The 22392-nt window shown below is 64.7% G+C and carries 16 protein-coding genes; 10 read left to right on the top strand and 6 right to left on the bottom strand.

Going from position 1 to position 22392, the window contains the following annotated elements:
- Positions 1-20 precede the first annotated feature (20 nt).
- A complete protein-coding gene (locus ACE04A_RS12800) occupies positions 21-1490 on the bottom strand; it encodes an NAD-dependent succinate-semialdehyde dehydrogenase (RefSeq protein ID WP_100856579.1) in 1470 nt (489 codons plus the stop codon).
- Positions 1491-1616: 126 nt separating this feature from the next.
- Positions 1617-2879, bottom strand: coding sequence for a 4-aminobutyrate--2-oxoglutarate transaminase (locus ACE04A_RS12805; protein ID WP_485820177.1), 1263 nt, complete (start codon positions 2877-2879; stop codon positions 1617-1619).
- Positions 2880-2975: 96 nt separating this feature from the next.
- On the opposite strand from ACE04A_RS12805, the gene pdxR reads away from it, so the two are divergent.
- Positions 2976-4469 carry a MocR-like pyridoxine biosynthesis transcription factor PdxR gene (pdxR, locus tag ACE04A_RS12810; protein WP_391431081.1) on the top strand — a complete coding sequence of 498 codons (1494 nt, stop codon included), beginning with the start codon at positions 2976-2978 and terminating at the stop codon, positions 4467-4469.
- Positions 4470-4526: 57 nt separating this feature from the next.
- Here pdxR and ACE04A_RS12815 read toward each other — a convergent pair whose 3' ends face one another.
- Positions 4527-5423 carry a DUF72 domain-containing protein gene (locus ACE04A_RS12815; RefSeq protein WP_448718162.1) on the bottom strand — a complete coding sequence of 299 codons (897 nt, stop codon included), beginning with the start codon at positions 5421-5423 and terminating at the stop codon, positions 4527-4529.
- A gap of 92 nt (positions 5424-5515) precedes the next feature.
- On the opposite strand from ACE04A_RS12815, the gene ACE04A_RS12820 reads away from it, so the two are divergent.
- The 7 genes from ACE04A_RS12820 to ACE04A_RS12850 all read left to right on the top strand — a co-directional run bounded on the left by ACE04A_RS12820 (position 5516) and on the right by ACE04A_RS12850 (position 16136).
- A complete protein-coding gene (locus ACE04A_RS12820; protein WP_448718163.1) occupies positions 5516-7633 on the top strand; it encodes an ATP-dependent helicase in 2118 nt (705 codons plus the stop codon).
- Between the two features lie 64 nt (positions 7634-7697).
- Positions 7698-8762, top strand: coding sequence for a magnesium and cobalt transport protein CorA (locus ACE04A_RS12825; protein ID WP_448718164.1), 1065 nt, complete (start codon positions 7698-7700; stop codon positions 8760-8762).
- A 106-nt stretch (positions 8763-8868) separates the two neighbouring features.
- Positions 8869-9555 (top strand): thermonuclease family protein, encoded by a 687-nt coding sequence (locus ACE04A_RS12830; protein ID WP_259246002.1) that lies wholly within the window; start codon positions 8869-8871, stop codon positions 9553-9555.
- A 167-nt stretch (positions 9556-9722) separates the two neighbouring features.
- A complete protein-coding gene (locus ACE04A_RS12835) occupies positions 9723-11957 on the top strand; it encodes an ABC transporter substrate-binding protein (RefSeq protein ID WP_485820178.1) in 2235 nt (744 codons plus the stop codon).
- Complete coding sequence (locus ACE04A_RS12840) at positions 11954-12931, top strand: ABC transporter permease (RefSeq protein WP_448718166.1); 978 nt, start codon at positions 11954-11956, stop codon at positions 12929-12931. The genes ACE04A_RS12835 and ACE04A_RS12840 overlap by 4 nt, the downstream gene beginning before the upstream one ends.
- Before the next feature lie 5 nt (positions 12932-12936).
- Complete coding sequence (locus ACE04A_RS12845) at positions 12937-14445, top strand: ABC transporter permease (protein WP_448718167.1); 1509 nt, start codon at positions 12937-12939, stop codon at positions 14443-14445.
- Positions 14442-16136, top strand: a complete 1695-nt coding sequence (locus ACE04A_RS12850; protein WP_448718168.1) for an ABC transporter ATP-binding protein — start codon at positions 14442-14444, stop codon at positions 16134-16136. The genes ACE04A_RS12845 and ACE04A_RS12850 overlap by 4 nt, the downstream gene beginning before the upstream one ends.
- 114 nt (positions 16137-16250) lie before the next feature.
- Here the strand turns inward: ACE04A_RS12850 and ACE04A_RS12855 are convergent, their stop codons facing one another.
- The 3 genes from ACE04A_RS12855 to ACE04A_RS12865 all read right to left on the bottom strand — a co-directional run bounded on the left by ACE04A_RS12855 (position 16251) and on the right by ACE04A_RS12865 (position 20642).
- Positions 16251-16799, bottom strand: coding sequence for a MarR family winged helix-turn-helix transcriptional regulator (locus ACE04A_RS12855; RefSeq protein WP_279996097.1), 549 nt, complete (start codon positions 16797-16799; stop codon positions 16251-16253).
- Positions 16800-16826: 27 nt separating this feature from the next.
- Positions 16827-18551, bottom strand: coding sequence for a collagen-like triple helix repeat-containing protein (locus ACE04A_RS12860; RefSeq protein ID WP_485820179.1), 1725 nt, complete (start codon positions 18549-18551; stop codon positions 16827-16829).
- Positions 18552-18932: 381 nt separating this feature from the next.
- Positions 18933-20642: a ShlB/FhaC/HecB family hemolysin secretion/activation protein gene (locus ACE04A_RS12865; protein ID WP_448717395.1), complete on the bottom strand. Its 1710-nt coding sequence runs from the start codon at positions 20640-20642 to the stop codon at positions 18933-18935.
- A gap of 487 nt (positions 20643-21129) precedes the next feature.
- Between ACE04A_RS12865 and ACE04A_RS12870 the strand changes: the two genes are divergently transcribed.
- Both ACE04A_RS12870 and ACE04A_RS12875 read left to right on the top strand, forming a co-directional pair.
- Positions 21130-21960, top strand: a complete 831-nt coding sequence (locus tag ACE04A_RS12870) for an MHYT domain-containing protein (RefSeq protein ID WP_259246010.1) — start codon at positions 21130-21132, stop codon at positions 21958-21960.
- A 116-nt stretch (positions 21961-22076) separates the two neighbouring features.
- Positions 22077-22262, top strand: a complete 186-nt coding sequence (locus tag ACE04A_RS12875) for a Flp family type IVb pilin (protein WP_100856567.1) — start codon at positions 22077-22079, stop codon at positions 22260-22262.
- The last annotated feature ends 130 nt before the right edge of the window (positions 22263-22392 follow it).

Here is a 22392-nt window from a genome sequence, read left to right on the forward strand (position 1 = left end):
CGCCCCCCACCGCTTCGGGCTCAGGCGCCCAGGTCCACGCACAGGTACTTGATTTCGAGGTATTCCTCGATGCCGTACTTCGAGCCTTCACGGCCCAGGCCCGACTGCTTGACGCCGCCGAACGGGCCGACTTCGTTGGAGATCAGGCCGGTGTTGATGCCGACAATGCCGTACTCCAATGCTTCGGACACGCGCCAGATGCGGGCGTAATCGCGGGTGAAGAAGTAGGCGGCCAGACCGAAGATGGTGTCGTTGGCCATGCCGATGACTTCTTCTTCGGTGTCGAAGCGGAACAGCGGGGCCACCGGGCCGAAGGTTTCTTCGGTGGCAAAGCGCATCGACTGCGTCACGTCGCGCACCACGGTGGGTTCAAAGAACGTGCCGCCCAGCGCATGCGGCTTGCCGCCGGCAATAACCTTGGCGCCGTGCGAGGTGGCGTCAGCGATGTGCTCCTGCACCTTTTCAATGGCGTTCTTGTCGATCAGCGGACCTTGCGTCACGCCGTCGGCAAAGCCGTCGCCGACCTTCATGGCTTCGACCTTGGCGACCAGGCGCTTGGCGATTTCCTCGTACACGCCGGCTTGCACGTAGATGCGGTTGGCGCACACGCAGGTCTGGCCGGCGTTGCGGTACTTGGAGGCCAGGATGCCGTCAACGGCGCGGTCCAGGTCGGCGTCGTCGAACACGATGAACGGCGCGTTGCCGCCCAGTTCCAGCGACAGCTTCTTGATGGTGGGGGCGCATTGCTCCATCAGCGTGCGGCCCACTTCGGTGGAGCCGGTGAAGCTCAGCTTGCGCACGACATCGCTTTCGCACAGGGCGGCGCCGATATCGCGCGAGCTGCCCGTGATGACGTGGAACACGCCCGCGGGCACGCCGGCTTCTTCGGCCAGCACGGCCAGCGCCAGCGCGGTCAGCGGGGTCTGCTGGGCGGGCTTGACCACCATGGTGCAGCCGGCGGCCAGCGCCGGGCCGACCTTGCGGGTGATCATGGCAGCCGGGAAGTTCCACGGCGTGATGGCGGCGGTAACGCCGATGGGCTGCTTCAACGCCAGGAGGCGCTGGCCGGCCTTCGGGCTTTGCAGCACGTCGCCGTCGATGCGCTTGGCTTCTTCGGCGAACCACTCCAGGAACGAGGCGGCGTAGGCGATTTCGCCCGCGGCTTCGGTCACGGGCTTGCCCTGTTCGGACGTCATGATGGCGGCCAGGTCTTGCTGGTTCTGCATCATCAGTTGCGACCACTTCAGCAGGATCGCGGCGCGTTCCTTGCCGGTCTTGGCGCTCCAGGCGGGCAGCGCGGCTTGCGCGCTGGCGATGGCCTGCTCGGTTTCCTTGCGGCCCAGCTTGGGCACCGACACGATGGTCTTGCCGGTGGAGGGGTTGTCCACCGGGATCGACGCGCCGTTGCCGGCGCCGACCCACTTTCCGTCGATGTAGCAGGCGTCGCGCAGCAGATCCGGGCGCGACAGGGGATGAGTCAATGCGGTCATTATTGAAGTCTCCTTGATGGGGATTCAGTGGGGCCAACAAGCACTAGCGGGCGCGGCGGAAAGATCCGCGACGCCCGCAATTACCGTGCCTGTGGCCCCCTGAATAAAGGGTTCAGGCCGTGAACCTTACGCTGCCAGTGCGTCGGACAAAATCGCCAGCGCGCGGTCGAACTGCGCGTCGGGGATGGTCAGCGGGTACAGGAAACGCAGCACGTTGCCGTAAACGCCGCAGCTCAACAGGATAAGCCCTTGTTCCAGCGCGCGCGCTTGCACGCGCTTGACGGCTTCGGCGTCCGGCTTGCCGCTGGCGTCGTTCAGTTCCAGCGCCACCATCGAGCCCAGGCCGCGCACATCGGCAATGCCCGGCACCTTGGCGCGCAGGCCTTCCAGGTGGGCGCGCAGCTTCTCGCCCAGCACGTTGGCGCGATCGCACAGCTTTTCTTCGGCAATCACGTCCAGCACGGCGTGGGCCGCGGCAACGGCCAGCGGGTTGCCGGCGTAGGTGCCGCCCAGGCCGCCAGCCGCCGGGCCGTCCATGACGTCGGCGCGGCCGCCCACGCCCGAAATCGGGAAGCCGCCGCCCAGGCTCTTGGCCATGGTGATCAGGTCAGCCTGCACCGAGTGGTGTTCCATGGCGTACAGCTTGCCGGTACGGCCAAAGCCGGTTTGCACTTCGTCGGCGATCAGCAGGATGCCGTGCTCGTCGCAGATCTTGCGCAGCGCGGTCATCAGTTCGGGCGGGGTGATGTTGAAACCGCCTTCGCCTTGCACCGGTTCAATGATGATGGCGGCGACGCGCTTGGGGTCGATGTCGCACTTGAACAGCAGGTCCAGCGCCTTGAGCGAATCGGCCACGCTGATGGCTTGCGTGGCGTTGGGGAACGGCACGTGATAGATGTCGCCGGGCATCGGGCCGAACGACAGCTTGTACGGGGCGACCTTGCCGGTCAGCGCCATGCCCAGCATGGTGCGGCCGTGGAACGAGCCCGAAAACGCGATGACGCCCGAACGGCCGGTCGACGAACGCGCGATCTTGATGGCGTTTTCAACGGCTTCGACGCCGGTGGTGAAGAAGGCAGTCTTCTTCAGGCCGTCGATGGGGGCCAGGCGGTTGATGCGTTCGGCCAGCGAGATGTAGCTTTCGTAAGGAACGATCTGGTAGGCCGTGTGCGTGAAGTTGTCCAACTGCGCAGCGACGGCGGCCTTGACCTTGGGGTGCAGGTGGCCCGTGTTCAACACGGCGATGCCGCCGGCGAAATCGATGTATTCCTTGCCGTTGGCATCCCACAGGGTGGCGTTCTCGGCGCGCACCGCGTAGAAGTCGCACATGACGCCAACGCCGCGCGGCGTGGCCAGGGAACGGCGGGTATTCAGGTCTTGATTCTTCATCTCAGCCTCGATGAACAGGGTGGGCGGGAAAAACCTTATTTAATGCTACGATGGCCCCACTTGTGGGAACCACTTTGATAAAACAGGTAGAACCAATTGCGGTCCATTGTAGGTGACTTGCTGCTGCTGCGCCTGGCCGAGGCCTCCAGCGAGCCCATGAACAAGCGGCTGTATCGCGGCATACGCGAAGCGATCCTGGACGGCGCCATTGCGGCGGACTCGCGTTTGCCCGCTTCCCGCGACCTGGCTACCGAGCTCGGCATCGCCCGCAACACGGTGGTTCACGTCTATAGCCAACTGCTGGCCGAAGGCTATACGCGCAGCCGGCAGGGCAACGGCACCTTCGTCAACGCCTCGGTGCCCGATTCCTACCTGGCCAGCGGCCGTCGCCTGCGTCACCCTGCCCAGGCCCAAGCGGGCGCCGCGCTGTCGGCGCGTGGCGCGGCCATTGTGGACGGCGTGTCGGCCTCGCCCTACCAATGGGGCGCCTTCATGCCCGGCGTGCCCGACCTGACGGAATTCCCGCACAAGAAGTTTGGCCGCATCGTCAGCAGCCTGTGGCGCAACCCGTCGCCCGATCTGCTGACCTACGCCTACGGCGGCGGCCTGCCGGCGCTGCGTGAAGCGCTGGCCCAGCATCTGGCATTGACGCGATCCATCGACTGCGACCCGGACCAGATCATCATCACCGAAGGCTCGCACCAGGCCATCGACCTGACCACCCGCATCCTGGGCGAAGCGGGCGAAACGGCCTGGGTCGAAGACCCCGGCTACTGGGGCGCCCGCACCATCCTGCAGGCCAACGGGCTGCACACGGTGCACCTGCCGGTGGACGAAGAGGGCATGCGCCTGCCCGAACCGGGCGGCACGCCGCCACGCTTCATATTCGTCACGCCGTCGCACCAGTATCCGCTGGGGCCGGTGATGTCCCTGACGCGCCGCCGCCAGTTGCTGGCGGTTGCTCGGCAAAGCGGCAGTTGGATCATCGAAGACGATTACGACAGCGAATTCCGATTCTCGGGCCGGCCCATTGCCTCGCTGCTGGGGCTGGAACCCGACGCGCCGGTCATCTACATGGGCACGTTCAGCAAGACGCTGTACCCGGGCCTGCGCGTGGGCTACCTGGTCTTGCCCAAGCCCTTGACCGCCGCATTCCAGGCGGCGCACGCCGAGCTCTACCGCGAAGGCCACCTGATGACGCACGCGGCGCTGGCCACGTTCATCTCGGAAGGGCATTACGCCGCGCACATTCGTCGCATGCGCATGCTGTACGGCAGGCGCCGTGCGATGCTGGTCAACCTGATTGAACGCCGCCTTGGCCCCGACTGGCTGCATCGCGACGCCAGCATGGCGGGCCTGCATCTGGTGCTGACCTTGCCGCCGGACATGGACGACCTGCGCGTGGTGGACGTGGCGCGCGGCAAGGGCGTGCTGACGCGCGCGCTGTCGCGCTATTACGTCAACGCAGAGGGGCGGCGGCCGGGCCTGCTGTTGGGCTACGCCTGTGTGCCCGAGCACGACATCGCGCGCAAGTTTGAAGTGCTGCTGGAAAGCCTGGCCGAAGTGGCGCGCAAGCCTGTCGCCGCCTGACGCGCCGGGTCAGGCAGGCCTATCAGAAAGGCCATCAGGCAGGCGGTCGGTTGGCCATCAGAAAGGCAACAGCGCGGTGGCAAAGGCCGCGGCGTTGCGCATGCCCTGGTCTTCGAAGTTGGTATTGAACACCGCATGCGCCCGGGCGCTTTGCGCGGCCAGGCGCGAGAAGCGCTCGGCCAGTTCCGCCAGTTCCTGCTCCGTGTATTCGTATTGAAAGCGGCTGGACGAAGCGGGGCCGGACGCATTCCACGCAGCCGCATTGCGGCCATGCAGGCGCAGCAAAGTCAGGTCGGGATGCGTGCTTTCCCACACCGCGGGCACCGTGTTGTCAAAGCCCTGCGGCGCATCGACCACGGTATGCACCACGCCCAGATCGCGTTCAAACGCCAGCGTGTCGGCGATGGCCGCCGGGCTGTCGAACCAACTGCGATGGCGGAATTCCACGGATATCAGGTGCTCTTGCATGCGCTGCGCGCAATCGGCCACATGCGCGCGGCCTCGGGCGTCACGGCGGATCCACGGCGGAAACTGAAAATGCACCGCGCCCAGCTTGCCGGGCATGCGCAGCGGCTCCAGCGCCAGTTGATAGCGGCGCCAGAGTTCGTCGCGCAAGTCCTCGGGCATGTGGTGGTGGTAGATCATGGGTTCCGGCCAATCTTCCAGCTCGCGCGCAATGTCTTTGGGCAGCGCGGCAAGCGGCGTCTGGTGGCCGGTGAACAGGCGGAAGGCCTTGATGTTGAACACGAAATCGTCGGGCGTGCGCTGCGCCCAAAGATAAGCATTGTTGGCCGAGGGCAGGGCGTAGTAGCTGGAATCGATTTCGGCCATGGCAAAGCGCGTGGCGTAGAAACGCAGCCGCGCCTCGGCGCCACGCACGTCTGGCGGGTAAAAGCGCCCGCAGGCGAGCAGGGTGGGGTCGGTCCAGGAGGCGGTGCCGGTCAGGATACGCATGGCGAAAGGTCGACGGATGAGGCGGGGGCTGCAGCGGCTACGCTGCTATGATAGCTGGATAAATAGCCAGTCATTTGGCCTACTTTACCGTCATGTCCGACCACAATCCCCCTTTGAATTCCCGCCCCGACCCCTTAGCCGACCTGAACCCCGCCCAGCGCGAAGCCGCCGAATTCGGCGTCAGCGTGCCAGGGGGCGGGGCGGCGGCGGGCGACGATGGCCCTTTGCTGGTGATCGCCGGGGCGGGCTCGGGCAAGACCAACACGCTGGCGCATCGCGTCGCCCACCTGATCCTGAACGGGGCCGACCCGCAGCGCATGCTGCTGCTGACGTTTTCGCGCCGCGCGGCCCAGGAAATGGATCGTCGCGTGGGCAGCGTGCTGCAACGGGTCATGAACCTGCGCGGCTCGCAGCAGGCGCCCTCGCTGCCGTGGGCGGGCACCTTCCACGCCATCGGCGCGCGGCTGCTGCGTGATTGCGCGCTGCGCATCGGGCTGTCGGAAGCCTTCACCATCCACGACCGGGGCGACGCCGAAGACCTGATGGGCATGGTCCGCCACGAACAGGGCCTGTCGTCGACCAAGTCGCGCTTTCCCCTGAAGGGCACCTGCCTGGCCATCTATTCGCGCGTGGTCAACAGCCAGAGCCCGGTTGCCGATGTGTTGAAAACCTCGTTCCCTTGGTGCGCGCAATGGGAAGACGAGCTGAAGACGCTGTTTCGCGGCTATGTGGCGGCCAAGCAGGACCAGCAGGTGCTGGACTACGACGACCTGCTGCTGTACTGGGCCGAGATGATGTCGGACCCGGGCATCGCGGCGGATGTCGGGGCGCGCTTCGACCATGTGCTGGTGGACGAATACCAGGACACCAACCGCCTGCAATCCGCCATTCTGCTGGCCATGAAACCCGACGGCCGCGGCCTGACGGTGGTGGGCGACGACGCGCAATCCATCTATTCGTTCCGCGCCGCCACCGTGCGCAACATCCTGGATTTTCCAACGCAGTTTCCCAAGCCCGCCCGCGTCATCACGCTGGACCGCAACTACCGCTCGACCCAGCCCATCCTGAACGCCTCCAACGCGGTGATCGGGCTGGCAACAGAGCGCTTCGCCAAAGACCTCTGGACCGACCGCGCGTCCTCGCAATTGCCGGAACTGGTCACGGTCAGCGACGAGGCCGGGCAAGCGCGCTGGGTGGCCGACCAGGTGTTGGCGCAGCGCGAGGGCGGCGCCACGCTGAAGTCGCAAGCCGCGTTGTTCCGCACGGCCAGCCACAGCGCCGCGCTGGAACTCGAACTGACCCGGCGCAATATTCCCTTCGTGAAATTCGGCGGTCTGCGCTTTCTGGAAGCCGCGCACGTGAAGGACTTGTTGTCGCTGTTGCGCTGGGCGGAGAACCCGCGCGGCCGCATGGCGGGCTTTCGCGTGGCGCAGTTGATGCCCGGCATCGGCCCGGCCACCGCCGGCAAGCTGATGGACGCCATGTCCGCTAGCGCCGAGCCGCTGCGCGCGCTGCGTGAATTCAAACCGGGCGCGGCGGCGCAGCAGGAGTGGGGCGCGTTCGCCGACACCTATGCGGCGCTGTGCGACCCCGGCCTGCGCTGGCCCGCCGACGTGGACCTGGCCTTGCGCTGGTACGCAGGCCAGCTTGAACGCCTGTATGACGACGCCCGCGTGCGCAAGACCGACCTGGATCAGTTGGTGCGGCTGGCGGCGGGCTACCCGTCGCGCGAACGCTTCCTGACCGAACTCACGCTGGACCCGCCCGACGCCACCAGCGACGAATCCGGCGCACCGTCGCGCGACGAGGACTACATGATCCTGTCCACCATCCACTCGGCCAAGGGCCAGGAATGGAAGGCGGTCTATGTGCTGAATGTCGTTGACGGCTGCATCCCTTCCGACATGAGCACCGGCACCGCCGAAGAAATCGAGGAAGAACGCCGCCTGCTGTATGTGGCCATGACGCGCGCCAAGGAACGCCTGCAATTGATCGTGCCGCAGCGCTTCTACGTGCATCAGCAGACGGGCATGGGCGACCGCCACGTCTACGGCTCGCGCACGCGCTACATCACCAATGCCATGCTGCCGCTGTTTGACCACCTGCCCAAGCCGCCCGCGCTGGCCGACCTGCCCGGCGGGAGCGCGGCCAAAGAACCGCAGGCGCCCGCCATCGACGTGACCAAGCGCGTGCGCAGCCTGTTCTCATAGCCTGGGCTATCATCGCCCGATGCCATAAGTTGTTCGGCAAGGATCGCATTGCCAGAGGGTGTCCATGTCCGCTGAAGAGAATTTCGCCGACGTCCACAAGGGCGAGGTGGTTGCGTCGATCGCCTATGTGAACGGACGCCGCGACCGCGAAGTGCCCATCGACGAGGTCGGGCAATACATAGGCCAATACGGTGGCCAAAGTGACGACCAAAGCGCGGGCCAAAGCGACGAAAAAAAGCCGGGTCACGCACCCAGCATGCTGTGGATCGGCTTGCGCAACCCCACGCCTGAATTGCTGGCCCGGGTGACCGGTGAACTTGGCGCCTGCGACAAGAACCAGGAAGAGATGCTTGAACCGCACCGGCGGCCCAAGATCATCGACTACGGCAACATGGTCCTGATCGTGACCATCACCGTCGAGGTCGAAGCCGAACGTCCGGTCTTCGGCGAAACCCAGTTATTGATAGGCGACGGCTTCCTGGTCACCGTGCGGCGCGGCGCCACCGCGGCGCACAGCCCGCTGCGCGAACGGCTGGAAGCCTCGCCCGACCTGCTCAAGCGCGGCAGCGACTATGTGGCCTCGGAAGTGCTTGACTGGCTGGTCGATCGCTACGTGGCGGCGGCGGGCAAGATCGAGAGCGTGGTGGAAGGCGCCGAACAAAAGCTGCTGATCCGTGGCGCCAAGGATTCCGACATCCGCAGGCTGTACCGTCAGCGTCGCGATCTGTTGCGCATCCACACGGTGGTGTCGCCCATGGCCGAAATCTGCCGGCGTCTGGCGCGGGTGGAGATGTCCGCCGTGGATGAACATGCCAGGCCGTACTTCGGCGAGGTCGCCGACCGGGTGTTGCGGGTGGATGAACTCTTCAACGCCTTGCGGGAATCGTTGGCCTTCGCGTTCGAAGCCAGCTTGATGATCGGGCAGGCCGCGCAGAACGACACCACCCGCAAGCTGGCGTCCTGGGCCGCCATCCTGGCGGTGCCGACCGCCATTGCGGGCATTTATGGCATGAACTTCGAATTCATGCCGGAACTGAAATCGCCGTGGGGCTATCCGGTGACGCTGGGCGTCATTGCGTCGATCTGTTCGGTCCTGTACTGGCGCTTCCGGAAATCGGGCTGGCTATAGGCGGGCGGGCAATGGCGGGCGGCAGGGCCGTTTTCGCACGCGGTTTTTGCAAAATCGCGCCCCGCCTGTGGCACACTTGCCGCGTTTCTCATCTGGAGCCCAGCCGGTGCGTGGCAAACCCCCATTTCGCGGCGGCGGCAAGCTGACCGCCCTGATCGTCGCCCTGATCCTTGCGGCGGCGGGCGCCATCGTCAATTGGCTTCAGCCCTCGGGGCGCGGTGATTCCTCCCCGGCCTCGCGCCAACCCCAATCCCAAAGCACACCCGCGCAGCCGTCCACGCCTTCGTCGCGGCCCGGCCCGGCGCTGGCAGGCGGCATTCCGGCGGGCAGCTACACGCTGACCGGCGCGATCGTCAACGTGGCCGACGGCGACACCGTTACGCTGCGCGCGAGCGACGGCCAGCGCCGTATCCGCATGGACAGCATCGATGCACCCGAAGAGGGCCATGGCGCCGACCAACCCGGCCAGCCCTACGCCGAAGCCTCGCGCAAGCATCTGGCCGACCTGGTGGCGGGCAAGACCCTGACCGCCCAGTGCTACGAACAAGACCAATACGGCCGCGATGTGTGCGCGCTGATCCTGGACGACGGGCGCTCGGCCAACCGCTTGCAGGTGGAAGCGGGCTACGCCTGGGCCTACACCGCCAGAAAGGGCGCATACCTGCGCGACAAGGCCCTGCCCGGCTTGCAACGCCAGGCCAAGGACGCCAAGCGCGGCCTGTGGGCGCAGCCCGCCGCCATGCAGCCCTGGAAGTGGCGCTATGACTGCTGGCGTCAGCGCCAGTGCGGTTGATGCCGGCGAGTTCGCATCCATGTACTCCACGCACCGCACGCATCCCAGGCGATCCGCGCGATTCGCGCACCCCGGGCACCCCACGCACCCGCTAGGGGGATGCCTGGGTATGGGCTCTGTCCCGCGTTTGCTATTCTCTGTCGCAACGATTTGAAGGGAAGGTTTCCATGCTTGCTATGAAGCGGCTCGGGGCAACAGCCATGCTGATGTTGCTGGCGCTGGCGGGCTGCTCGCAAGAAAGCCCCATCAACAGCCCGTATCCGTCCGGCGCCGAAGGCCAGAACACGTTCTACTCCGCGTTCGTGCAGCGTTCGCCCAAGTACCTGGATCCGGCAAGCTCTTATTCCGGCGACGAAACGCCCTACACCTACAACATCTACGAGACGTTGTACGGCTATCACTACCTGAAGCGGCCCTACGAACTGGTGCCGCGCGCCGCGCAGTCCATCGACCCGCCCCAGTATCTGGATGCCCAGGGCCAGCCGCTGCCGGCCGACGCGCCGGGTGAATCCATCGCCGAAAGCATTTACGACATCAAGATCCGGCCAGGCGTGCGCTACCAGCCGCACCCGGCCTTTGCCCGCAAGACCGATGGCAGCTACGACTACTACCCGCTTGCCGACGGCGAACTCAAAGACAAGTACTACATTCCCGACTTTCCGCGCACCGGCACGCGCGAGCTGACGGCGGACGACTACGTCTACGCCTTTCGCCGCCTGGCCAGCCCGCGCGTGGTGTCGCCCATCTATTCCGTGATGGCCGACCACGTGGTGGGCATGCAGGAATACGGCGACCGCCTGCGTCAACGCGACCAGGCCATGCGCCGCGATCTTCCGGGCGGAAGCACGGCCCCGTGGCTGGACCTGCGCGACGCCTACGGCTTTACCGGCGTCCAGGCGCTGGACCCGCACACGCTGCGCATCCGCGTCAAAGGCAAGTATCCGCAGTTCAAATACTGGCTGGCCATGACGTTCACGGCGCCCATCCCCTGGGAGGCCGACCGCTTCTATAACCAGCCCGGCATGGCCGAGCACGACCTGTCCTTGAACACTTGGCCGGTGGGTACCGGCCCGTACATGATGGCGGAATCGTTGCAGAACCGCCGCCATGTGCTCGTGCGCAATCCCAACTACCACGGCGAGGCCTACCCCTGCGAGGGCGAACCTGGCGACAAGGAAGCAGGCCTGTTGGCCGACTGCGGCAAGCCCACGCCCTTCATCGATCGCGCGGTATTCAGCCTGGAAAAAGAGGCCATCCCGCTGATCGGAAAATTCATGCAGGGCTATTACGACGTGCCGCAGATTGAACGCGGCGAGTACGGCGTGGCCATGCTGGTGGCCGCAGGCGACAGCCAGGACAAGGCCAAGCAGTACCGCGAGCACGGCATCCGCCTGCCGACCACGGTGGAAACCGCCAACTGGTACATGGGCTTCAACTGGCTGGACCCGGTGGTAGGCAAGGGCGACACGCCCGAGCAGGCGGAAAAGAACCGCAAGCTGCGCCAGGCCATCAGCATCGTGTTCGACTGGGAAGAGTTCGTTACCGTGTTCGAAAACGACCAGGCCTCCGTGGCGCAAGGCCCGGTGCCGCCTGGCGTGCTGGGTTACCGAGAACCGCCCGAAGGCGTGAACCCGGTTGTCTACAACCTGGTGGACGGCAAGCCGGTGCGCAAATCCGTGGACGTGGCCAAGCGCTTGCTGGCCGAAGCGGGCTATCCCAACGGACGCAGCGCCGAAACCGGTGCGCCGCTGGTGCTGTATTACGACGCCATGCAAGGCGGTGGCTCGAACCCGCGCTTTGACTGGATGCGCCGGCAAATGGCCAAGATCGGCGTGCAACTGGACGTGCGGTCCACCGACTACAACCGCTTTCAGGACAAGATGAAGCGCGGCGCGGCGCAGATTTTCCTGTGGGGCTGGAACGCCGATTATCCCGACGCCGAAAATTTCCTGTTCCTGCTTTACGGCCCCAACGCCAAGGCGCGCGGGGGCGGCGAGAACGCGGCCAACTACGACAGCCCCGAATTCAACAAGCTATTCGAGCAGATGAAGTTCCTGGACGACGGCCCGGAGAAAGAACAATTGATCGCCAAGATGGTGGCCGTGGTGCAACGCGACGCGCCCTGGATGTTTGGCTATTTCCCCATGTCGGGTGGCGCGTACCAGCAGTGGGTTGGCAACGCCAAGCCCACGCAGATGGTGCGCAACACGCTTCAGTACATGAAGATTGATCCACAACTGCGACAGCAGAAGATCGACGAATGGAACGTCCCAAGGTGGTGGCCGATCGGCCTGTTCGTGCTGCTGTTGGCGCTGGCGATCTGGCCGTCGTACGTCGCGCTCAAGCGCCGTGAACGCCAGACTGCCTTCGGCCCGGCCGTGAAGAAGGAGCATCAATCATGATCGGCTACGTAATCCGCCGGCTGCTGTATGGCGTGCTGATCCTGATCGGCGTCAACCTGTTCACGTTCATCCTGTTCTTCGCGGTCAACACGCCCGACGACATGGCGCGCCTGGCCATCGGCGGGCAACGCGCCAGCCAGGACGCGGTGGAAAAATGGAAGGTCGAGCGCGGCTACGACAAGCCGCTGTTCTTCAATGCGCAGGCGCAGGGCGCGGCGCAACTGACCGACACCATCTTCTATCAGCGCTCGGTGCCGCTCTTGGCCATGGAGTTTGGCGCGTCGGACAGCGGGCGCGACATCGGCCGCGAGATCCAGACGCGGATGGGGCCCAGCCTGGCGCTGGCCGTGCCCACCTTCGTTCTAGGCTTGTTTGTCAGCATCGTGTTTTCACTGACGCTGGTGTATTTTCGCGCCACGCGGCTGGACTTCTGGGGCGTGGTGGTGTGCGTGCTGCTGCTGTCGATATCCAGCCTGTTCTACATCATCGCGGGGCAATGGGTGTTCGCCAAGCTGATGCGGCTGGTGCCGTTCTCGGGGTTTTCGGGCGGGCTGGACGTGGTCAAGTTCCTGGCGCTGCCGGTGCTGATCGCCATCATTTCCCGCCTGGGCCCTGAAGCGCGTTTCTACCGCACGCTGTTCCTGGAAGAAATCGGCAAGGACTACGTGCGCACCGCGCGCGCCAAGGGCCTGGCCGAGCGCGTGGTGCTGTTTCGCCATGTGCTGCGCAACGCCATGCTGCCCATCCTGACCAGCACCGTCGCCGCCTTGCCGCTGCTGTTCATGGGCAGCCTGATCGCCGAATCGTTCTTCGGCATTCCCGGTTTGGGCAGCTACACCATCGACGCCATCAACGCGCAAGACTTTTCCGTGGTGCGTGCCATGGTGTTCCTGGGCGCGGCGCTCTACATCGTGGGGCTGATCCTGGCCGACATTTCCTACACGCTGGCTGACCCCCGCGTCCGATTCGAGTAGCCGCCATGCCCAAGATCGTCTTCCTGTGGACCGACATCGCGCTGTGGCTGATGGTGCTGAGCGCGCTAGCCTACCTGTGGCATGTGCGCCGCAGCCCGAACCTGCGCGCCACCTGGGGGCGCGTGGCGCGCGACACGCCCGCCATGTGCTCGGCCGTCATCCTGGCCGCGTTCACCGTGGTGGGGCTGCTGGACTCTATCCACTACCGGCCGCAACTGCCGCCCGCGCCCGGGGCCGCCGCCAATGCCGCGCCCATTTATGCGCCCGTGGTGAAGTCCGCGCTGGACGGCCTCCTGGCCGGCACGGTGCTGACGCAACCGGAAAGAAATTACTCGCAGCCCCTGGCCACGAAGCTGTTCCTGAAGGAAACCATGCTGGTGGACGACAAGCCGGTGCGCGATTTCCCGCGCCTGCGCGGCGCCGCCACGCATCTGACCGACCCCGACACGCAACATGTGGGCGATGTCTTGAAACGCCTGGGGTGGGGCGTGGCGGGCGGGCTGGTCGTGGCGCTGTTGTCGGCTGCCATGCTTTACGCCTGCCTGGCGCGCCACCTGGGGTCGGCGTCGCACGCGGGCCAGGTGTTGCTGCGGGGCGAATCCGATGTGCCGTGGAGGGCCATGGCAATCACCTTTGGTTTGCTTTGCATGACGGCCGGCGCGCTGGCGGGGCTATCCAGCGGCTACCACGCGCTGGGGACCGACCGCATCGGCAACGACGTGTTGTGGCAGGCGCTGAAGAGCATCCGCACGGCGCTTGTCATCGGCAGCCTGACCACCATCGCCATGCTGCCGCCGGCCATTATTTTTGGCATCGCGGCGGGCTACTTCAAAGGCAAGGTCGACGACGCCATCCAATACCTCTACACCACCATCACGTCGATCCCCGGCGTGCTGCTGGTGGCCGCCTGCGCGCTGATGATGCAGGTGTATATCGACAACCATGCCGACCTGTTCGACACCTCGGTCGCGCGGGCGGACCTGCGGCTGTTCCTGCTCTGCATGATTCTTGGGCTGACCGGCTGGGCGGGCCTGTGCCGCCTGCTGCGCGCCGAAACCTTGAAGCTGCGCGAGCTGGAATACGTGCAGGCGGCGCGCGCGTTTGGTGTGTCGCACTGGCGCATCATGACGCGGCACCTGCTGCCCAACGTGGCGCACCTGGTGCTGATCACCGTGGTGCTGGAATTCTCGGGCCTGGTGCTATATGAGGCCGTGCTGTCCTACCTGGGCATCGGCGTGGACCCCAGCATGAATTCCTTTGGGTCGATGATCGACGGGGCGCGCCTGGAAATGTCGCGCGATCCCATGATCTGGTGGAGCCTGATGACCGCTTTCCTCTTCATGCTGGCGCTGGTGCTGGCGGCCAACCTGTTTGCCGACGCCGTGCGCGATGCCTTCGACCCGCGCACTCGCCGCTACAAGCCCAGCCGCCTGGCGCGGATGGGCAGCGTGTTCGGCCGCCGCCAGGTGTTGGCCGCCGAACCGCGCGCCTCGAAATCGGGAGAAGCGCCATGAGCTCGAATACTCTCTTGCTGGACGTGCGCGGCCTGGAGGTGGACATCGCCGGCGAATCCGGCATGACGCACGCCGTCAAGCGGCTGGAACTGGCCATTTCGCAGCGCGAGACGTTCGCGCTGGTTGGTGAGTCAGGCTGCGGAAAAAGCATCACCGCATTGGCGTTGCTGCGCTTGCTGCCGGACGCCGGCCGCATCGTTGGCGGGCAGATCGACCTGGACGGGCAAGACCTGAACCGGTTGCCCGAAAGCGCGATGCGCGGCGTGCGCGGCGGCCGTATCGGCATCATCTTCCAGGAGCCGTCCACCAGCCTGAACCCGGTCATGCGCGTGGGCGACCAGATCATCGAAACCCTGACGGCGCATACGCCCTTGCGCGGCGCGGCGGCGCGGGCTCGCGCCATCGATTGGCTGCGCCGCGTGGGCATCCCCGAACCCGAACGGCGCGTGGACGACTACCCGTTCCAGTTTTCGGGCGGACAGAAGCAGCGCGTCATGATCGCCATTGCGCTGGCGGCCGAGCCGCTGCTGCTGATCGCGGACGAACCCACCACGGCGCTGGACGTCACGGTGCAGGCGCAGGTGCTGGACCTGCTGGCTGACATCCAGCGCGAAATGGGCATGGCCGTGCTGCTGATCACGCACGACCTGGCCGTGGTGAAAAACGTGGCGCATCACGTGGCGCTGATGCGCGGCGGCGAAATCGTTGAAAGCGCCAGCGCCGAAGAATTTTTCCGCGCGCCCAAGCACCCATACGCACGACAATTGTTCGAAGCCATCCCCACCTTCGCCAAGCGTGGCGCGCCGCTGACGGCGCAGGCGCGTGATGCCATCGCGCAAGACGGCGCGCAGCGAGCCACGCCGCGCGCGGCAGGGGGCTTGGTGCTGGATGTGCAGGATCTGAAAGTGCATTACCCCGTGCGCAAGGGCCCGTTGCGGCGCATCGTGTCCTGGGTCAAGGCCGTTGACGGCGTAACGTTTTCGTTGCGCGCGGGCGAAACGCTGGCGCTGCTGGGCGAGTCCGGCTGCGGCAAGACCACCACGGGCAAGGCGCTGCTGCGGCTGATCGACGGTGCGCGCATCTCCGGCCGCGCGATGCTGCAAGGCAAGGACGTGCTGTCGGCCGACCGCCGCACGTTGCGCGATCTGCGGCAAGACATCCAGATTGTGTTCCAGGACCCCTACGCATCGCTTGACCCGCGCATGCGCGTGGGCGACATCCTCGACGAGGGCCTGGCGTCGTTGCGACGGGGCATGAGCCAGCAGGCGCGCGCCGCGCACGCCGCGCAGTTGATCGAGCGCGTGGGCTTGCCGGCCAACACGCTGACGCGCTATCCCCATGAATTCTCGGGCGGCCAACGCCAGCGTATCGCCATTGCGCGCGCGCTGGCGGTGGAACCCAAGGTACTGATCTGCGATGAACCCACGTCGGCCCTGGATGTGTCGGTGCAGGCGCAGATTCTGGACCTGCTGCGCGAGCTTCAGGCCGAATTGGGCATTGCGTATCTCTTCATCACGCACAACTTCGGCGTGGTCGAGTATCTGGCGGACCGCATCGCCGTCATGGATGGTGGCCGCATTGTGGAGCTGGGCGAGGCCGACACCGTGTTGCACGCGCCCCGCCAGGAATTGACGCGCCGGCTGCTGGCGGCGGTGCCACGTCTGGAGTTCGGTACGCCCAGCGCGGCTTGAACCGGCGCTTCAGCGCTTGTTGAATAGTCATCTCCCGCATCCATGAAAAACGCGCCCTGATTGCTTGAAATCAGGGCGCGTGGTCAGTCGGCGTCGCGGCATACGCCGCCGGGTTTACAGATCGTCGCGATGGGCACTGGGCGTTTCCAGCCAGACCAGCGTGTCGTGCCTTAAGGCGCGCACGCATTGCGCCAGGAAGGCATGCACGGTTTCCAGCTCGACCGTGTCGTAGCGTCGCGCCATCAACATCACCGCATCCGCGACCCATTGGCGTTCCTGCGCCAACTGCTGGCACTGTTCCTCAACCGGCCGGATCACGATCATCCGGCGATCCAGCGGGTGGCGGCCACGCTGCACATAGCCCGCCGCCTCCAGCCGATTGATCAAGGCGGTGGCGCCGCCCGAGCTGATGCCCATCAGTTGGGCAAGCTGCCCGGTCGGCAAGGCGTCGAACTCCATCACCAGTTCCAGCGCTTTCAAGTCAGCCAGGGGGATACCCAGCTTTTCCGCCAGGGCCGACTGGCACGCGGTGTTGTACACCGAGAACTGTCGACCCAGCATCAGGGCGATATCGTCAAGCGTTCCCGGTCGCAAGTCACTCGTGCGGGATTCAGGCATCAGGGTCACATGCTCGTGGTGAACCATCGTTTCTTGTTGCAGCATGATGTCGCTCCGTAGCGGATAGATCGATTACTTCTGTGCCGACAAGCCGCCGAGCAGACCGCCCAGCAAGCCGCCGTTGTTGGTGCCGCCTGCCGTCGTACCGCCCGTCAAGCCGCTTGTGACGCCACCCAGCAAACCACCCAGCAAGCCGCCATTGGCAGCCGTGCCCGCACCGGCCGCGCCACCGGCGCTGGCACCCGCGCTGGCACCCGCACTGGCGCCTGTTCCTGTTGTGGCGCCGACCGATACGCCGCCCGCCACGCCACCCAGCACGCCGCCCAACAGGCCACCCCCCGCAGCGCCACCGGCGCCACCCGCACCGCCCGCGGCGCCACCAGTCACGCCGCCCGTCACGCCGCTCAGCAAACCGCCCAGCAGGCCGCCATTGGCCGCGCCGCCCGCTGTGCCGCCCGTCGCACCGCCGACGGCACCCGTTACACCGCCCAAGAGGCCGGTCACCGGCGCCAGCAGGCCAGCCACGCCGCCCGCGGCCGGCGTGCCGCCGCCGCCGCCGCCGCCGCCCAGGATGCCGGTGATGGGGCTGAGCAAGCCGCCCGTGCCGCCACCCGTCAGGCCCCCCGTGACGCCGCCCAGGCCGCCGGTCAACGAGGCGACCGCGCCGGTCGCGTTGGCCAGCGTGGCGCCCAGCGGGTTGGTATTGCCTGGCGTGGCGTGGAGCAGGCCACCGGCGCTGGCGACCGCGCCGCCCAGGCCTTGCAGCACCCCATTCAAGCCAGCCGTGTTGCCAGGCAGCGTGCTGCCGGCCCCGGCGCCCGTGCCGCCCAGGCTGGAGAGCAGCCCGGCCACCGGTGCGCCCAGATTTGTCGTGGCGCCTACTTGCTGCGTCAGGTTGGTCACCACGCCGGCAACCGGCGCCACGTTCACGTCCAGCGCCGCGCCGACGCCGCTCAGTGCGGGCTGCAGGCCCAGGGGCAAGAGGTTGTCCGCGGCTTTGCCGGTGTTGGACAAAGCGGGTTGCAGCACGGGGCTGCCGGGGCCGTCCAACACGCCGCCCGTCACACCACCCAGCGCTTGGGTAACAGGGTTCAGCAAGCCGCCCTGGCCCGACAGGCCAGCGGTCAGCGCGCCCACGGCATTCGTGGCGTTGCCCAGGACGGTCGTCAAGGGCATGGGGTTGGCGGGATCTGCATTCAACAGGTCACCCGCGCTGGACACGGTCTTGCCCAGGCCATCCACCAAGCCGCCTACGCCGCTGCTCAAGCCACCCGGCAGGCCGGTGCCCTTCAGGGTGGTGCCCAGGTCGCTGACCACGCCGCCCGCTTGCGTGGTGATGCCATCCACGGGGGCGCCCAAGCCGGTCGTGGCGCCGATTTGTTGCGTCAGGCCGACCACGGTATTGGCCACGGGCGCTACCGTGGGATCCAGCGCCTTGCCGACGCCGCCCAGGGTCTCGCCCAGATTCAAGGGCAGGGTGTTGTCGACGGCGTTGCCGGTGTTACCCAGGGTGGTTTGCAGCAAACCTGCCGTAACGGGATTGACCGGGGTATTGGGGTCCGTGCCGCCAGGGTTGGTCGGGTCCGTGCCGCCGGGGTTGCTGCCGCCCGGATTGCCGCCGCCCGGGTTGCCACCGCCCGGGTTGGTCGGAATATTCGTGCCTGGCAGGCCGGCTGATTTATCGCCGCCGCCGCCACCACCACCGCCGCAAGCGCTCAATGCGCCAGCCAAGGCAGTTGCCATCACGGTGGCGGTCAAAATACGTTGAATGCGGCTTGCTTCAATCTTCGAAACCATGAAGAGCTCCTCGGGTGGATGGTCTAGGCAAAGAAACTGCCCGATACGGCTCTACATGCATAAACCGTGCCAAGATTTTTCAGAACCCGAGGAGGTGTGTTGCTAAGTCATGTTTTCTTTTCCAAAAAAACCTTGTTTATCAATGAGTTGTTGTTTGTGGACCAGGGTTTGTACTAGCGTTCGATGATCGCAAGTTTGCGACCACATAAACCCTGCGAATGTTACGAATGGCCGGTAATCCGACGTTACGTTACGGGCAACGTTACGTAACGCGGCGCGGGGAATCTTCCCAAATAAATCGACGCCCGTGACGTGGGTGCGCCCATGAAAAAGCGCCTGTCGAAACAGGCGCATTACCAGAGCGGAGGACGGGCAACCGAGTCAGAAGGCGTCGTAGAACAGCGAGTAGTTGGCGTTGAAGCGCACGTCGCGGTCGTTGTTGATGGTGGCGGAGCCGATCGGCTTGGCCACGTTGAAGTCGAACAAATAGTATTTGTCGTCCGTGAACCGCAGGCCCAGCGCCACGGATGACAGGTGCCGCTGGTTCAAGGCTTGCAAATCCTTGTTGTTGTACCAGGTGCGGGAGTAGTCGATCAGCGCGTATGGCTGGACGCTGGACAGGTATTCCCACCCAGTGCCGAAGCGCCGGTTGACTTCGGCCGACACGCCCACGCCTTTGTCGCCGCTTTGTTCGCCTTGGGGGTATCCCATGGCATAGCGCCAACTGCCGAACGATACCTGTTCCGAAGACGGCAATATATTGCTGGAATACTGCGCCGCGCCAGAGAAGATCAGGCCAAACTGGGCGGGTAGGGCGAACGTTTGTTTGGCATTCAGGTTATAGCGGACGAAATCCAGATCCAGAATGGGGGTGGCTGAATAACCATAATTGGTGGAAATGTCCTTCTTGGCGCCCGCCGCGTCAAACCCCTTGGATACGCTGCCGCTAATGTCCGAAGTTTGGCTTTCAGAAACCTGTATATATCGTAGTTCGATATTAGCGGCACGCACGCGCGCGTCTTGTTGCAACCAACGATCCGAATTGCGCGCTTCATATCGGTCTTTGGAATTGGCCGCGTACATACCCACCGTGCCGGTAAGTGAACGCCTGTTGTTCAGCAATATCGGATAGCTGACGCCGATTCCGATGCGGTCATTCTTGACGCGCCTTTCAAACCCCAGGTATTCAATCGCGTCGTCCTGGGGTTTGGCGTCATAGTGGTATCCATCCACCTTGACCGCCAAACCGTCTGGCCCGATGGGTACGCTGATCTCACCCATGACGTATTTGACGTCGTCGGTATTGAATGGCACCGACGCCGTCAGTTTGACCTGTTCGCCCAGCGGCGTGAGGCTGTTGGTGCCCATATTGACCAAGGGCTGCATCCCGGTACCCAGGTCGGCGATGCCGCCCGACAAACTGAACGGGTGGCGCGTGGCCGCCAAGACCAATTCAGTTGCGCCATCCGCGCGGCGGGGCAGATCCAGGCTGGGTGTGAACTTCACGCCGGGCACGGTCCGCATCAGATTCAATTGGCGCTCAAGCGTGGTTTGTTTCAGCGGACGCTCTTCTGTGAGCGGGCCGGCCAAGGTGTCCAGACGCCCCTGGGCGTTGCCGATATCGCCTTCGATCCGGACATTGGAAATGAAGCCCTCAACCACGGTCACCACCACCAGGCCATTGGCGAACGTCTGGTTCTGCACCAGCGCGAAAGACAGCGGATAGCCCTTGTCGCGGTACAGCTGCGTGATCTTGTCGACTTGCTGGACCAGGTCGCCCAGGCTGATTTCCTTGCCCGACAGCGGGCTGAGTATCGCGGAAACTTCGTCGAAGGGAATGGCGTGCACGCCGCTTACGTCAAAGTTCAGCGGCACGATGCGTTGCGCCAGCCTGGCCTGCAACGCCAACTGTTCGGGCGTGGCGGTTTGCACAACGGGCGGCGGCTGCGTGGCGCCTGGCGGCCTTTCAAGCTGGGGCAGGGCGTCAACGGGGTTGCCCCGTAGAGGGCCATCCGCCCGCGCCTGCGCGCCGAAGGCAAAGATGCAGATAAGGGCGAGGGTAAGCGAACTTGCCGGGTACGTACGTCTCATTGCCTAGGTGTCTCGGTTTCCGCCGACGCCGTCCCAATGAATATTCGGTATTGCCGATATATTGAATATATAAAGGGACACAACGTTGGTAAACGCGCTTGGTGCGCCGCGGGTAGTATGGGGCCAATGACGATTAGTAATAACAATTTATTTCTTTGTGACCATCCGGGCACGACAGGATTACAACATATGGAAATTCTCAGGAACGAAAATATTCACGATATATAAGGGTTAACTATGGTTTTTTAATCAAATTGGCGCGAATTTTGCTGTATCGGTTACAAGTCTGTAGCCGCATTATCGCGAATATAGGTAATAACCCTGATGTGTATTAAATGTTAATAGATAAGACTATATAAACGTATCAAAAACACATCGGTTATGAGCCACCGGGAGTCCACAAAATGGGCACGCATCACCCCAATAATGCTTGGCGCGATCAACCGATCCCGCACTTTGGTTTCCGGCGCGTTTGCTGGGGCAGTTCATGAACCCCGGCGATATCGTTCCGCTATCTTTCAACGGCGGTCTGGTCGCTCTGTCATTCCTGACGGCGGTGCTGGGTTCGTATGTCGCCTTGTTGGCGGCGGCCGGCATCCGCACTGAAACCCAAGACGGTGATATCCGCATCGGTTACATCATCATTGGCGCCGTGGCGATGGGCGGCGTGGGTATCTGGAGCATGCACTTCATTGGCATGCAAGCGCAAAACCTGCCGTTCGACGTGGGTTATCAAGTCGGCCTGACCGTACTCAGCTTCTTCGTCGCCGCGGGCTTTTCCGGTTGGGCTTTCTGGTATGTCGGGCGCGCGAACTTCACTTTCGGCCGCTGCGTCATGGGCGGCTTGGCCGCTGGGCTGGGGGTTGCCGCCATGCATTATCTGGGCATGGGCGCAATGCGCATGCCCGCCGTGTTGCTGTGGAATTTGCCCATTGTCGTTTTATCGGTGCTTATCGCCGTAATTGCCGCTTCGGCCGCGCTGTGGCTGGCTTTCAATACCCAGAACGAGTTTCAGCGCGGCGGCGCGGCCATTTTGATGGCGGTGGCCGTGTGCGGCATGCATTACACCGGCGCGGCGGCCGGCACCGTTATCTGCACCGCCCCGCGCGACAGTTCCAGCCTGCAAATTGGCGGGGTCATGCTGCCCTACATCGCTTTCGTGCTGTCCGCGCTCATGTTGCTGATCATGCGTTGGCAATTGCAGCGGGCATCAAACCGCTTCCGCGCGCGCATGGCGCAGCGGATCGACTCTTTCATTGAATCGGCGCCTGTGGCTGAACCAGGCAAGGCGCCCGGCTCCACGCTGGGGCCGGGTTAGCAGGGCCCGGTCTGCGAACGGATGCGGGGCATTCGCAAAGCAGAAATACCGGGAATAGGGGGTCGGCGCCGCATCGCGGATCGGCTCAATTATCAAGCGAGTGTTAGGAGCTCGAAATGAAAGCGAAACTTGCGCAGTTCTGGAACGACGAAGACGGCATCACCGCCCTGGAATACGGGCTGATCGCAGGTCTGGTGGCAGTGGCCCTGATCGCTGCCGTGGGCACTTTCACTGATGCCCTCGGCGACATGTTCACGGGGCTCGGCGGCAAGCTCGATACGGCCGGTGGCGCGGGCGGTTAATCGTCCTGCTGTGCTACGCGTACCGCGACGGCTCAATCAATGTGGCGAGTCATCGCGGTACGCGGTCTGTATCAGTTGCTTGACCGGGGCATGTTCGTCTGGATGAGCACGCCTGCCGTTGAATCTGATT

Source organism: Achromobacter colocynthidis, assembly GCF_057334535.1.